The organism is Nocardioides eburneiflavus (genome assembly GCF_004785795.1).
In the GTDB taxonomy this organism is placed as follows: Bacteria; Actinomycetota; Actinomycetes; order Propionibacteriales; family Nocardioidaceae; genus Nocardioides; species Nocardioides eburneiflavus.
The window spans coordinates 1,277,351-1,290,924 of record NZ_SRRO01000001.1; the positions used below are offsets into that span (position 1 = coordinate 1,277,351).

Annotated in this window: 9 protein-coding genes, 1 riboswitch and 1 other annotated feature; of the genes, 2 read left to right on the plus strand and 7 right to left on the minus strand. The window is 68.5% G+C overall.

All coding sequences use genetic code 11. From position 1 onward, the window contains the following. Nucleotides 1–30: 30 nt before the first annotated feature. From cobBC to EXE59_RS06015, 4 genes are read right to left on the minus strand one after another with little or no spacing between them, the layout of a single operon-like run. On the minus strand, nucleotides 31–2,580 hold the full coding sequence (cobBC, locus tag EXE59_RS06000) for a bifunctional hydrogenobyrinic acid a,c-diamide synthase/histidinol phosphate aminotransferase CobBC (protein ID WP_135838087.1): 2,550 nt from the start codon (nucleotides 2,578–2,580) through the stop codon (nucleotides 31–33). Continuing rightward, the gene (gene cobO, locus EXE59_RS06005) at nucleotides 2,574–3,188 is read right to left on the minus strand and encodes a cob(I)yrinic acid a,c-diamide adenosyltransferase (RefSeq protein WP_135838088.1); all 615 of its coding nucleotides are present in this window, start codon (nucleotides 3,186–3,188) and stop codon (nucleotides 2,574–2,576) included. Before cobO ends, cobBC begins: the two co-directional genes overlap by 7 nt. Next, nucleotides 3,188–3,829 carry a 5,6-dimethylbenzimidazole synthase gene (bluB, locus tag EXE59_RS06010; protein ID WP_135838089.1) on the minus strand — a complete coding sequence of 214 codons (642 nt, stop codon included), beginning with the start codon at nucleotides 3,827–3,829 and terminating at the stop codon, nucleotides 3,188–3,190. The genes cobO and bluB overlap by 1 nt, the downstream gene beginning before the upstream one ends. After that, nucleotides 3,826–5,850 carry a magnesium chelatase subunit D family protein gene (locus EXE59_RS06015; protein WP_135838090.1) on the minus strand — a complete coding sequence of 675 codons (2,025 nt, stop codon included), beginning with the start codon at nucleotides 5,848–5,850 and terminating at the stop codon, nucleotides 3,826–3,828. The genes bluB and EXE59_RS06015 overlap by 4 nt, the downstream gene beginning before the upstream one ends. A 27-nt stretch (nucleotides 5,851–5,877) precedes the next feature. Continuing rightward, nucleotides 5,878–6,025: riboswitch (cobalamin riboswitch) on the minus strand. 18 nt (nucleotides 6,026–6,043) lie between these two features. Here EXE59_RS06015 and cbiE point away from each other — a divergent pair. Beyond that, nucleotides 6,044–7,258, plus strand: coding sequence for a precorrin-6y C5,15-methyltransferase (decarboxylating) subunit CbiE (cbiE, locus tag EXE59_RS06020; protein WP_135838091.1), 1,215 nt, complete (start codon nucleotides 6,044–6,046; stop codon nucleotides 7,256–7,258). Nucleotides 7,259–7,348: 90 nt separating this feature from the next. On the opposite strand, the gene EXE59_RS06025 is transcribed toward cbiE, so the two are convergent. Beyond that, a complete protein-coding gene (locus tag EXE59_RS06025; RefSeq protein WP_135838092.1) occupies nucleotides 7,349–10,006 on the minus strand; it encodes a tetratricopeptide repeat protein in 2,658 nt (885 codons plus the stop codon). 132 nt (nucleotides 10,007–10,138) lie between these two features. Next, nucleotides 10,139–11,392 carry an IS256 family transposase gene (locus EXE59_RS06030; RefSeq protein WP_135837333.1) on the minus strand — a complete coding sequence of 418 codons (1,254 nt, stop codon included), beginning with the start codon at nucleotides 11,390–11,392 and terminating at the stop codon, nucleotides 10,139–10,141. 517 nt (nucleotides 11,393–11,909) lie between these two features. On the opposite strand from EXE59_RS06030, the gene EXE59_RS06035 reads away from it, so the two are divergent. After that, nucleotides 11,910–12,149, plus strand: coding sequence for a hypothetical protein (locus tag EXE59_RS06035; protein WP_135838093.1), 240 nt, complete (start codon nucleotides 11,910–11,912; stop codon nucleotides 12,147–12,149). Nucleotides 12,150–12,185: 36 nt separating this feature from the next. Here EXE59_RS06035 and EXE59_RS06040 read toward each other — a convergent pair. Continuing rightward, nucleotides 12,186–13,426 (minus strand): IS3 family transposase gene (locus EXE59_RS06040; protein WP_135838094.1). Its coding sequence is split into 2 segments (ribosomal slippage): nucleotides 12,186–13,144 and nucleotides 13,144–13,426, totalling 1,242 coding nucleotides; the frame shifts between segments, so codons are not numbered across the junction. Further along, nucleotides 13,017–13,145 (minus strand) — a sequence feature (AL1L pseudoknot). (Overlaps the previous gene by 129 nt.) Nucleotides 13,427–13,574: the final 148 nt, after the last annotated feature.

A 13,574-nucleotide genomic window follows, 5' to 3' on the forward strand; every position in this document is an offset into this window, starting at 1 on the left:
GGAGTGACTTCCAGTCCGTCGGGTCTGACTTCACCGCTCGGTGTGGCTGAGCGATGTCACAGTAGCGCCACTGTGCCGGACTTCCACCGGCTTCCTCAGGACTGGGTGCGTGGAGCCTAGCGCACCCAGGAGGTCGTCGGTGACCGCCGTGCGGCGAGCACTGATCCGGACCCACTCGTCACCCAGCCCGGGGAACGTGTCGGCCCGTCGGACCGCGAAACCCTTGCCCCGCAAGGCCTCCCGGCTCCCGGTGCCGGTGCGGGCGAGGACGTACGGCGCGGTGCTGGGGACGGTCTCGATGCCGAGCTCCCGCAGCCCGTCCTCGAGGTGCCGTCGCCGTCGCTCGAGCTCGGCCGCGCGCCGGCGTGCCTCGTCGCGCGCCTGCTCGCTGCTGGTGGCGACGAGCGCGGCGATGGCCGGCGCGGAGACCGACCACGGGGTCTGGAGGTCCCGCAGCGCGCGTACGACCTCGGGCTCGGCGAGGACGTAGCCCGCGCGGATGCCGGGGATCGCCCAGATCTTGGTGAGGCTGCGGAGCACGACGAGGCCGTCGTGCCGCTCATCGGCCAGGGTCTCGACGTCGTCGTCGAGGAAGGCCTCGTCGATCACGACCAGCCGCTCCGGTCGGGCGAGGTCGCGGATGGCGGTGGCGGGGTGGCGTACGCCGGTGGGGTTGGTCGGGTTGCCGATGACCACGAGGTCGGCGTCGTCGGGCACGGCGTCCGGGTCGAGGCGGAAGCCGTCCTCGTGCCGCAGGACGACCTGGTCGGGGGTGTGGCCCGCCGTGCGCAGCGCGACCTCCGGCTCGGTGAACTGCGGGTGCACGACCACCGGGTGCCGCCACGGCCTCAGCCGGGCGAGCAGGGTGAAGGCCTCGGCGGCGCCGGCGGTGGCGAGGACGTCGCCCGGCTCGCGGCCGTGGCGTTGCGCCACAGCCCTCTCGGCGCCGCTCGGGTCGGGGTAGGCGTCGGCGTCGGCGAGGCTGTCGGCGAGCGCACGGTCGAGCCAGGCCGGGCGTGGGCCGTCGAAGACGTTGACGGCGAGGTCGACGAGCCCGGGGCCGGTGTCCTTGTCGCCGTGGTGGCGCAGGTCCGGACCGGCGTACGCCGCCGCGGCCGCCACGAACCGCGCGGCGAGCTGTGGGTGGCCGGCCCAGTGGGTGTGGAGGTACGACGCGTGCAGGCTGGGCGTCGCGACGCCGGCCGGGTCGGGCATCAGCCAGGCCGCGTCGCCGGCCGTCGGCGTCGTCAGGTGGGTGCGGTGGAACTCGTGCCCGGTGACCTGCTCACCGACCCGCGCCAGCAGGTTGTCGGTGGCTGCGGTGGCGGTGCGGTAGGCCAGCGTGAGCCGCGGCGCCATCTCGGCGGTCGCGCCGATCGCGCCGACCATCGGGACGGGCGTCCCGTCGGGCCCCTGCACCGACTCGCAGAGGTAGAGCAGCCCGGCGCACTCGGCCACCGTCGGCAGCCCGCGCGCGACGGCCGTACGGAGGTCGCGCCGCAGGCGGTCGTTGGCGCCGAGCTCGGCGGCGTGCATCTCGGGGAACCCGCCGCCGAGGTAGAGCCCGGTCGTGCCCTCGGGCAGGCGGGTGTCGGTGAGCGGGTCGAGCTCGACGACCTCCGCGCCCGCTGCTCGCAGCAGCTCCACGGTCTCGGCGTAGCGGAACGTGAACGCCCGCCCGCCCGCCACCGCGATCCTTGCTGATGAGCCTGGTTTCGACACGGGCGCCAGGGCGCCCTGCTCAACCGACGGCGAGGAGACGCTCGCTGGTTGAGCAGGTCGCGCACCTCCATCCCCCGCTGGTTGAGCAGGTCGCGCAGCGACCGTGTCGAAACCAAGGGCCGCCGAAGGACTCCACGGCACCCCGTCCAACCCCGGCGCCGCGCGCGCCAGCCGTACGACCTGCTCCAGGTCCACCCGCTCCGCGATCTGCGCCGCCAGCCGGTCCAGCGCCGCCGCCGCATCCGCCCGCTCGGCCGCCGGCACCAGCCCGAGGTGCCGCGACGGCGCCTCGATCCCGTCGTCGCGCTGGAGGATCCCGAGCACCGGCACCTGGTCGCCGATCGACCGGACCACCTCGTCGGCGTGGCGCGCCGAGCCGGCCTTGTTGAGGACCACGCCGACCACGTCGACCGGCGGCCGACCGGGATCGGGGGCCCACGTCCGGAGCCCGTGGATCGTCGCGGCGATGGTGCGCGACGCCGATGAGATGTCGACGACCAGCACGACGGGCGAGCGGGTCACGGCTGCGACGTGCGCCGTCGAGGCGAACCCGTCAGCACCGATCTGCCCGTCGTACAGGCCCATCACCCCCTCGATGACGGCGAGGTCCGCGCCGGCGGCGCCGTGGAGGAGGAGGGGTACGAGCCGCTCCTCCCCGACGAGGTGCGGGTCGAGGTTGCGGCCGGGGCGGCCGGTGGCGAGCGCGTGGTAGCCGGGGTCGATGTAGTCGGGCCCGACCTTGTGGCCGCTGACGGTGTGGCCGGCTCGGGCGAGCGCGGCCATCAGCCCGGTGGCGACGGTGGTCTTGCCGTGGCCCGAGGCGGGCGCGGCGACCACGAGGCGGGGGAGGGCTACCACTCGATGCCTCGCTGGCCCTTCTGCCCGACCTCCATCGGGTGCTTGACCTGGCCCATCTCGGTGACGAGGTTGGCGGCCTCGATCAGGCGCGGGTCCGCGTGGCGCCCGGTGATCACGACGTGCTGGCGGCCGGGACGGCTCGTGAGCGCGGCGACGACGTCGTCGACGTCGACCCAGCCCCACTTCATCGGATAGGTGAACTCGTCGAGGACGTAGAGGCCGTGGCGCTCCTCCGCGAGCGCGCGCTTGATCTCGGCCCAGCCCTCGGCGGCGTCGGCGGCGTGGTCCTCCTCGGTGCCGGCCTTGCGCGACCACGACCAGCCGGAGCCCATCTTGTGCCAGGTGACGGGTCCGCCCTCGCCGGTCTCCTCGTGCAGCTCGCCGAGGCGCTCGAGCACGGTCTGCTCGCCGATGCGCCACTTGGCGGACTTCACGAACTGGAAGACCCCGATGCTGAAGCCCTGGTTCCACCCGCGCATCGCCAGGCCGAAGGCGGCCGTCGACTTCCCCTTGCCGGGGCCGGTGTGGACCATGATCAGCGGGCGGTTGCGGCGCTCGCGCGTGGTCAGGCCGTCGTCGGGGATCGTGGTCGGTACGCCTTGTGGCATCAGGACCTCCAGCTGTCGAGGTGGACCGCTTCGTCGAGGGTGCGGCCCCGCCGCCAGCCGTGGCGGACCAGGTCGGGCACCTCCTGCAGCTCGGTGACCGGGCCCAGGCACAGCCACGCGACCGGGCGTACGCCGTCGGGCAGCCCGACGAGGTCGCCGAGGAACTCCTCGCGGTAGAACGACACCCACCCGACGCCGAGGCCCTCGGCGGTGGCGGCGAGCCAGAGGTTCTGGATGGCCAGGCAGGTGGAGTAGAGACCGGTGTCGGCGATCGCGTGGCGGCCGAGCACGTGCTGCCCGCCGCGGGACTCGTCGTACGTCACGACGACGCCGAGGCCGGACTCGCGGATGCCCTCGACCTTGATCTTCTCGAAGGTCTCCCGCCGCTCCGGTGGCAGCTCGGCGGCGAACGTACGCCGCTCCGTCTCGACGTGCTCGGCGAACCGCGTGCGGGTCCCGTTGTCGAAGACGAGCACGAAGTCCCACGGCTGCGAGTGCCCCACGCTCGGCGCGTGGTGGGCGGCCTCGAGGACGCGCCGCAGCGCCTCGAGGTCGACGGTCTCGCCGCTGAACTCCGCCCGTACGTCGCGCCGGCGGGCGATGACGTCGTAGAGGTCCTGGCTGAGCGTCTGCGCGCTCATGCCGCGTAGGCCAAGTTGGTCAGCGCGCTCGCGCTGACGTCGGCGATCGGCAGGTGGGTGGCCTGCATGGCCTGCGCGAGCGAGCCGGCGAGGCCCATCCGCATCGCGCCCTGCTCGCAGTCGACGACGACCGCGGTCGTCCGGTGCTCGGCGATCCACCGCGCCGCCTGTCGGCTCCGCGCGACGGCGTCCGCGCCGTGGGTGGCGCGGCCGTCGGTGATCACGATGAGCAGCGGGCGTCGGCGCGGGTCGCGCACGGCCTCGACCCGCAGCACGTCGGCCGCGGTCAGCAGGCCCTCGGCGAGCGGCGTACGTCCTCCCGCGGGCAGCTCGGCCAGGCGCCGGGCGGCGACGTCGACGGAGTGGGTCGGTGGCAGCGCGACCTCGGCCCCGTCGCCGCGGAAGGTGACCAGCCCGACCTTGTCGCGACGCTGGTAGGCGTCGAGCAGCAGGCTGAGGATCGCGGTCTTCACCTGCTCCATCCGCTTGCGCGCGGCCATCGAGCCCGAGGCGTCGACGCAGAAGAGCACGAGGTTGGCCTCGCGGCCCTCGCGGCGGGCGGTGCGGAGGTCGGCGGGCTCGAACCGGAGCCGTCCGCCGGTCCGCCCGCGCGCCAGCTGGTGCGGCGCGGCGGCGCGGATCGTCTCGACGAGGTGCAGTCCGCCCGTGCCCTGGGGGTCGGCCCCGATGCGCCGGCCGTTGGAGGTCAGCGCCCGCGATCGCTTGCCGGACTCGCCCGCGCCGGTGCCGGCGACCTCGAACCGCCGCACCTTGTACGGGTCTTGGGCTGCGACCGTGGAGGCCAGACCCTCACCACCCGTTGGTTGAGCAGGGCCGTCCTGATTCGTTGGTTGAGCAGGGCCGTCCTGATCCGTTGGTTGAGCAGGGCCGTCCTGATCCGTTGGTTGAGCAGGGCCCCCCGGGCCCGTGTCGAAACCCGGATCATCCCCATCCCCCTCCGGCTCCGGCGCGGGCGGCTCGGGCTCCGGCTCCTCATCCCCAAGCACCGCATCCAGCAGGTCCTCATCGAGCCCCGGCGCGTCGAACGGGTTCCTCCGCCGCCGGTGCGGCAGCGCGAGGAGCGCAGCCTGGCGGATGTCGGCCCGGGTGACGGTCGTCCTCCCGTTCCAGGCCGCGTGCGCCACCGCCGTACGCGTGGTCACGATGTCGGCGCGCATCCCGTCGACCTCGAACGCGGCGCAGACCTCGGCGACCTTGGTGAGCACGGCGTCGGTGAGCTCGACCTCCGGGAGCAGCTTGCGGGCGGCGGCGATGCGGTCGGTCAGCGCGCGCTCGCTGTCGGCGTACGCCTCGACGAAGGCCTCGGGGTCCGCGTCGAAGGCGAGCCGTCGGCGTACGACCTCGGCGCGGAGCTGCGGGTCGCGCGGCGCAGCGATCTCGACCGTGAGGCCGAAGCGGTCGAGGAGCTGGGGGCGGAGCTCGCCCTCCTCGGGGTTCATGGTGCCGACGAGCACGAAGCGGGCGGCGTGCGCGACGGAGACGCCGTCGCGCTCGACGGTGGAGCGGCCCATCGCGGCCGCGTCGAGCAGCAGGTCGACGAGGTGGTCGTGGAGGAGGTTGACCTCGTCGACGTAGAGGATGCCGCGGTGGGCGCGGGCGAGGAGGCCGGGCTCGTACTCGGCGACGCCGTCGGCCAGCACCTTGGACAGGTGCAGCGAGCCGAGCACCCGGTCCTCGGTGGCGCCTACGGGGAGCTCGACGAGGCGTACGGGCCGCGTCGCGGTCTCGGCGTCGAGCGGCCAGCGCTGCTCGGGGCCGGGGCCGTCGGGCGAGACGTCGCCGGGCCGGCTCGAGAACCGGTCGCCGGCGACCACCTCGATCGGCGGCAGCACGGAGGCGAGGGCGCGCACGGTGGTGGACTTCGCCGTGCCCTTCTCGCCGCGCACGAGCACGCCGCCGACCTCGGGAGAGATCGTGGTGAGGACCAGCGCGAGGGTCATGTCGTCGCGGTCGGCGGCCTGGGAGGGGACGACGGCGGACAGGGGGTACTGCTGTGGCATGGGGGCTCCCGCTCTCGTTGCCAGCTTCACAATGGGTGGCGGGAGGCCGGTCTTCGGACTTCTCGGATCGCCTGAGTTCGACGTCTCGAGTCACCGCAGCGGGCCCTGTGCCGGATTCTCACCGGCTTCCCAGATTCTCCCCAGACTTCGGGGCACCTCTCGCCTTGTGCGCGTCACGATAGCGTCTGCGGCCATGTCGTCCACCGGGGTGCCCAGCGAGGTCGTGGTCGTCGGGATCGGCGCCGACGGCTTCTCCGGTCTGTCGCCGGCCTCGCGCGACCTGGTGCTGGAGGCGTCGGTGCTGTGGGGTGGGTCGCGGCACCTGTCGCTGGTGCCGGCGGTGCCCGATCAGGTACGGGTGCCGTGGCCCTCGCCGCTGTCCGCTTTTCTGCCGGGGCTGCTGGCCGAGTACGCCGGACGCCCCGTCGTCGCGCTGGCGTCGGGTGACCCGCTGGTGTCGGGGATCGCGACGACCCTGCTCGACCTGGGGGCGCCTGTACGCGTGGTGCCCGCCGTGTCGTCGGTGGCGCTGGCGCGGGCTCGGATGGGGTGGTCGGCGGAGTCGTGTGTGGTGGTGTCCTTGGTGGGCCGGCCGGTGTCACTCGTCGCGCGGGAGGTCGCGCAGGGGCGGCGGGTGCTGGTGCTCTCGTCGGATGCGTCAACCCCTGCTGCGGTGGCTGCCTTGCTGACCTCGTCGGGCTGGGGTGCGTCTTCGATGACCGTCCTTGGGGACCTGGGCTCGGCGTCGGAGTCGTCGGTCTCGGGCGTCGCCTCGTCGTGGTCTAGAGACTCCCCAGCGCTGAACGTCATCGCTCTCGAGGTTTCTGGAAACGGCCTCGCTTCCTGGGCGCCGGGACTCCCCGACGACGCCTTCGAGAACGACGGCCAGCTCACCAAGCGCGACCTCCGCGCCTCCGCCCTCGCCCGCCTGATGCCCGCTCCTGGTCAGGTGCTCTGGGACGTCGGCGCCGGCGCCGGCTCGGTCGGGATCGAGTGGATGCGGGCACACCCGTCGTGCCTGACCTTCGCCATCGAGTCCGATCCCGTACGCGCCGACCGGATCATGCGCAACGCGCAGGCGTTGGGCGTCCCCGACCTACAGGTGGTCGTCGGCCGCGCGCCGGATGCGCTCGAAGGTCTACCCGCTCCGGACGCGATCTTCATCGGGGGCGGCGCCACCCGCGAGGGCGTCCTCGAGACTTGCTTGAGCTCAATCAAGCCGGGCGGATGCCTCGTCGTCCACGGTGTCACGCTCGAGACCGAGACGCTTCTTGCCCAGGCGTACGCGGACCACGGCGGTGAGCTCACTCGCATCGGCGTGGAGACGGCAGCTCCGGTCGGCACGTTCACAGGCTGGACGCCCGGGCGGACAGTCACACAGTGGGCTTGGAGCAAGGCCGAGGACTGAGGCACAGAGCCAGCGTCCCTACGCCCACTATGTCGCGGTCGCTCTGGTGAAGGTGCTCGGCCCACTGAGCGTCATGCGTGGCACCGCACGTCAATCGAACAGAGCGGCACGCAGGGCTTGGAGCGAAGTGTTGCTCGGATGACGGAGCAAGGCACTTCGCAAGTGCTTCCGTGCGTCATCTCTCCTTTGAGCGATCACCAGCAACCTCACCACGAGTGCGTCCTCCGAACCCGAGTACTCCACCGTGCCCAGATTGAGAGCCTCAACGCACTGCCGAGCCGTGTTTCGCGCCTGCATCGGTTCATAGACGGACCGCTCCACAAGCGTGAACCAATCGCCCAGGACCTCTAGAAGCCTGGCCCTTCGGTCTCGGGCTACGGATGAGGACAGCGCCCCCTGCAGCAAGGTTCGGCCCGCAACCGCAGTCGCGCCGACGCGCCGCTGTAGTCGCGCAAGCTCCTTCCAAGTTGCCCAGGCATCGGGATAGGACGCGAGGTACCCCTTAAGCGACGAGATAGCTTTGCCTGAATCTTCCAATTGCTCATATATCTGGGCGGCAGCCGCCCAACCTGCTGGAAAGTGGTCACAGACGTAATCAAGCATCGCCGACTCGTTAGCCGTGATGCCGCCCCGTTCGACAACATCGCCGCTGAGGGTTCGAACAAACCGATCGAAGGCGAAGCCAAAACCGTTAGTGACCTGCTCGAGGGTCAACTTCGGACGGAAAATCTCGGCGGCGCGGAGGTCCTCTTCGATGGCGTCGCGAACGTCGAAGTCAAGTGTCCCACGTCGCCATACGCGCTCCGCGAATGCGGAAGCCGCCATCGGAGTGTACAGAAACTCTTCCCTATCTTTCAGTGACTCATCGCCGACCCTAATGACCTCTAGAAGTGAGGCAGCGCACAAGGTCTCGAGGGCGCCAATTACGTCCACGCGCAACTCGTTTCCCGGCCGGAGGAGTAGCGCCTCAAATTGCCACTTCGGAATGACTGAGCCGTATTGGGCGGCAACAAGAAACACTCGCTGAGCATCGGAATCAAGTGAATCATAGATGGCTCCAAACAGAGCGCCCAAGATCTCGTCCTTCGTAGCCATCAGTGTGCGCGGACGCCGAATCTTGTTTCCGGTCCGCTCCGCCTCTGCAAGAATTACCTGCGCCACGTAGGGGTGCCCACCAGTTTCCCGGTATAGTTCCTCGATTTGCGCGTCGTCTATGCGATCAGAAATATGACGCCGTCTTGCCGTCTCGTCAACCAGTTGGAAGAACTCCTGCCTCTCCATCCCACGCACATCGATCTTGAGGTCGCCGCGGAAGTCTTCGACTCTGGTCGTGATCAGTGCCTTGTTGGGGACGCGGAAAGAATCGGCTATCCATTTGTATAACGCGAGGGGGTCGTCAACGGTCTCGAAATTGTCGAAGACCACAAGGAGGGGGGCCAAGGACTGCCGATCACTGACATACTCCTGCATAATGCGCGGAGCATCTTCTCGCGACACTTCAGCGTCTTGCACCAGGCAGCAGAACTCGAAGGCAACTTCTTCTATAGATGCCACTTGGCGGCGCACTGGCTTCGGGCGATTGTAGCGCTGATCGTCCTCGAGGTCGACGTTCCTTGCACTCAGCCAAATCCGATTTGCGAACGCATTCTCGTCCAATCGATTATGCAGAACATGCAATGCTAGCGTTGTTTTGCCAATGCCACCGCGACCCATGAGGGTAACGACGTGATCGCGATCATTGAGCAGCGTGTCCACCAGGTCCGCTTCGAGCGCGCCACGGGCCACGTAATTTGGAGGCGTAGGCGGAAGATTGTTGTCACCCACGAGCGCTCGACGGCCGGCGGTCACCGAATCAGTCAAGACCGGCCGCTCGCCCCGCCAACGGGTTGCTTCGTGGCGTGTCTTTATGTCGGCGGAGTAGCACAATGCTTGATAGGTCGTCTTCACGCCCTGAGGTGAAGTTGCCTCTTGGTACTGACCGTTTGGCAAGAAGAACTTGTCCATTGATCGATCCGTAGTCAGGAGCCTCACCGGCGCGAGCTCATCGTCATTCAGGACATACACGCCCTCGTCTAAGTCCTTCAACCGCAGGTGTCGTGGCGGCTCGTGGTCCGAAAGTGGGCGTGCTACAGCTCGGCCGCCAAGTGTTGGCATGACATAGATCAAAGGCCACGCAAACTGCGGCAACTTAGTTACGAGAAGGTCGAACACTTCCATCAAAGGCTCGACTGCCGCAATCCGCTGATGGACGCTCGGAAGGCCGTGCCCCCGTGTCCAGTTCCTAAGAGTGTGGAGATTGTCAAACCAATACCGGAGACTAGGCTTTGCGCCAGGTCCAGCCATCTCCACGGACAACTCTCGACGAAGAAGATCCAACCGCTCGGCCACATCGTGCCTCCAATCGCCGCTCGCGACCTTCTCAGTGTAGACGGTCGTCAACGCACTATCGCGAGCGTTGAGAAGCCTGTGAGTATCTTCGTAATGTTTGTATTCGGCCTTCTGGACTGCGCCGCTCGTAACCTCAGCTAATACCTGCTGCCACCGATGGAGGCCGTTGTCCCGGACACAAGTCCACTCCAGCGAGTGCGCCAATTTCGCGTCCGGCGCGTCCAGAAGCCCGATCAGCACCGCCGTCGACGCCTTGAGTACGAATTCGTGCGCGGCCATGAGTTCCATGTATGCGCCGTCCTCCGATACCGCCAGCGCATCTTGGACCCGCTGCCGGACTTGAGTAACCGGTCGCCACATGGCACCGATCCTGCCAGCAAACTTGGAATCGGGCTCGGGATCATGACAAATACGGCACAGACGGCTCGCCGAACGGTCGAGTCCACGGTCGTGGTGGATGAAGGGGCCACCGCGTGATCCGGTGGCTGCACTCTAGGCAGTGAGTGCGGCGGGTGTCAGGTCCTCCTTCTGGTCGGTGGTCTCGTTGGTGTTGATGAGTGCGATGCGGGAGCGTGCCAGGACGTCGAGTCCGAGGTAGCGGCGGCCCTCGGCCCAGTCGTCGTGCTGCTCGGCTAGGACGGCTCCGATGAGTCGGATGGCGGAGTTGCGGTCGGGGAAGATCCCGACGACGTCGGTGCGTCGGCGGATCTCGCGGTTGAGGCGCTCGTTGGGATTGTTGGACCAGATCTGGCGCCAGATCTCTTTCGGGAACGCGGTGAAGGCCAGGATGTCGGCGCGGGCTTCCTCGAGGTGCTCGGCCACGGCGGGGAGCTTCTCGTCCAGGGTGTCGATGACGCGGTCGAACTGGGCGTGCACGGCCTTGGTGTCGGGCTGGTCGTAGATCGAGTGCAGCATCGCCTTGACCCAGCCCCACGACGACTTTGGTGTCGCGGACATCAGGTTCGCCGCGTAGTGGGTGCGGCATCGCTGCCAGGCGGCACCGTCCAGGGTCGCCGTCATCGCGGCCACCAGGCCACTGTGGGCATCGGACGTGACGAGCTTGACGCCGCTCAGGCCGCGGGCGTTCAGGCCGCGGAACAGGGTCAGCCAGCCGGCCTCGGACTCGGCCGAGCAGATGTCCACGCCGAGGATCTCGCGGTGCCCATCGGCGTTGACGCCGGTCGCGACCAGGACGTGGGTGTTCACGACCCGCCCGCCCTCGCGGACCTTCATCGTCAACGCGTCCGCGGCCAGGAACGTGTACGGCCCGGCGTCGAGTGGCCGGGTGCGGAAGTCCTCCACGTGCGCGTCGAGCTCCTTGGCCATCACGCTGACTTGCGACTTCGACAACCTGGTGATGCCGAGGGTCTCGACGAGCTTCTCCATCCGCCGCGTCGACACCCCGAGGAGGTAGCAGGTTGCCACCACTGTGGTCAGGGCCCGCTCGGCCCGACGGCGGCGCTCGAGGAGCCAGTCGGGGAAGTACGAGCCCTCGCGCAGCTTGGGGATTGCAACCTCCATCGTGCCGGTGCGGGTGTCGAAGTCCCGGGTCCGGTAGCCGTTGCGGGAGTTGGTCCGCTCCGGGCTGCGTTCGCCGTAGCCGGCGCCGCAGATCGCGTCGGCCTCGGCCGACATCAACGCCTGCACGAACGTGGACAACATGGTCCGGAGTAGGTCGGGCTCGGCACGCGCCAGGTGCTCGGTCATGAACGTGGGCAGGTCAATAGAGTTGGGGTCGACGGTCATCGTGGTGACTCCTTCAGTCGTGCTTTCGCAGGTCTTCTGAAGGATCACGCGGTGGCCGTCGCTATGTCAGGACGCCACGCTCACGTCGGGCCCGTCGTACACCACGCCCATGGACTCAACTCACCGAACTTCCCGGCGGCCGGCGGATGAATCGCGGCATCGCCCGCACTGAGTTGAACGACGGTCCTCTACCGAACGACATGCAGCGCCACCAGGTCTAGTGAAAGCAAGGGACAGCCGGCTACGTGGCGCGGCGTTGGCGGTCCTGCCGGGACGTGACTGCGTCTATCCGCCGCGTGTCGCCGACCCGCGGCAATAGTTCACGTCGATGTCTGGGGGCGCTCGGCGCGCACGCCATCACTACGTGACGTACGCCGACCTATCGTCAACCCATGGACGTCATCCCGCTCGCCGCGCTCCTGCCTATCGGGTTGGACGCGACAGCCTTCAAGGTTCACTTCGCCGTCTGGAACGGCAGCACGCAACCGATCGACGTGCTAGCAAGCAACCAAGAGGAGTGGCAGGGCTGGAACTCCTTGCGGAGCGTGAAGGACGATTCAATCGTGAGTTCATCTTCTCGGTCGCCCAGGACAAGCACGACACGACGCTTTGGCTCTTTGGCGGCATCTGGGAAGTCCTGGATCGCGGAGCCGAGCAGCAGGCGCGCTCGTACACCGTCGCGCTTCGCGAAGACCTAATGGGTCCGTTCATTCGCCGCCTCTACATCCGCCACAAGCGGACCGGGAGGAACATCTGAACCGCCCCGGAGTTTCCGGAGGCTGGGTTTGGTGGCTCAGCCGGTCGGCGTGAGCTGGTTTCTTGCAGCGTAGTGAAGTTCTTCGGCCTCGACCGGGGTCAGGTCGTCGATGGCCTCGTGCGGGCGCTCGTTGTTGAAGAAGTCGACCCAGTTGAGGGTCTCGAGCTCGACGTGCTCGACACCGCGCCAAGGTCCTTCGGGACGGATCAGCTCAGCCTTGTAGAGCCCGATCTGAGACTCGGCGAGCGCGTTATCGTAGGCATCGCCGACCGATCCGACAGAAGGGTCGACGCCCTCGTCAACGAGCCGTTCGGTGAACGCGAAACTGACGTACTGCGACCCGGCATCGGTGTGATGGACCAACCCCGACAGGTCGGTGATGCCGGCCTGCTGGCGAGTCCAGATCGCGTGCTCGAGAGTGTCGAGGACCAGGTCGGTCGTCATCCTCGTCGCTGCCCGCCAGCCCACGATGCGGCGGGAGAACACGTCGAAGATGAATGCGACGTAGACGGTGCCGGACCAGGTCGCGACGTAGGTGAAGTCAGCAACCCACAGCTGGTTCGGACGCGCAGCCCAGAACTGCCGGTCCACACGATCCAGGGGACGGTCGGCCGCGGGATCGGCGATGGTGGTGCGGACCTTCTTCAACCGTCGTGCGCCCTCCCAGCCCTGCTGGCGGTACAGCCGCTCGATCGTGCACCTGGCCACGTCGTGACCCTGCCGGCGTAGGTGGAGCCACATCTTGCGTGACCCGAACCGCGCCAGCAGCCGTTGCCGGCCCCTCTCGGCCGCGATCACCGCGACGATCTCGGCGTCACGCCGAGCACGTCGCGAGGGCCGTCTAACCCTGGCGTCGTAGTAGGTCGACGGGGCGATCTTGATCCCGTGCTCGGCGAGCACACGACAGATCGGCTCGATCCCGTAGTCGGCCCTGTGGGTGTCGATGAAGTCGATCAATACCTGTTGGGGCGGTCGAGCTCCGCCGCGAAGAAAGCCGAGGCGCTCTTCAAGATCTCGTTCGCCCGCCGCAGCTCGGCGTTCTCCCGCTTCAGCGCCTTGATCTCAGCCAGCTCCTCGCTGGTCTTCCCGGCCCGGACACCACCATCGATCTCGGCCTGCCTGACCCACTTGCGCACCGACTCGGTCGAGGTGATCCCGAGCTTCGCCGCGATCGACCTGATCGCAGCCGCCTCGTGCGGATAGTCCACACGCGACTCCAACACCATCCGCACCGCGCGCTCACGCAACTCGGGCGGGTACTTCGAGGGACGTGCCATGAGAGTGATCCTTCCAACGAATCAGCTCTCCGGACATCCCGGGGCGGTTCATTTCCGGCTATCGAGTCACTGGCGGCGGCTCCAGCGGCTCGGAGGGTATTTGGGCGGGCCTGCACCGGTCCCACCGAGCCGCTGTTAATGATGAACA

What these genes read in the sequence shown, in the direction of transcription:
- cobO (WP_135838088.1), bottom strand. Translation starts at nt 3,188, where the DNA reads ATGCCACAAGGCGTACCGACCACGATCCCCGACGACGGCCTGACCACG.
- EXE59_RS06030 (WP_135837333.1), bottom strand. Translation starts at nt 11,392, where the DNA reads ATGACCGTCGACCCCAACTCTATTGACCTGCCCACGTTCATGACCGAG.
- cbiE (WP_135838091.1), top strand. Translation starts at nt 6,044, where the DNA reads ATGTCGTCCACCGGGGTGCCCAGCGAGGTCGTGGTCGTCGGGATCGGC.
- bluB (WP_135838089.1), bottom strand. Translation starts at nt 3,829, where the DNA reads ATGAGCGCGCAGACGCTCAGCCAGGACCTCTACGACGTCATCGCCCGC.
- EXE59_RS06015 (WP_135838090.1), bottom strand. Translation starts at nt 5,850, where the DNA reads ATGCCACAGCAGTACCCCCTGTCCGCCGTCGTCCCCTCCCAGGCCGCC.
- EXE59_RS06025 (WP_135838092.1), bottom strand. Translation starts at nt 10,006, where the DNA reads ATGTGGCGACCGGTTACTCAAGTCCGGCAGCGGGTCCAAGATGCGCTG.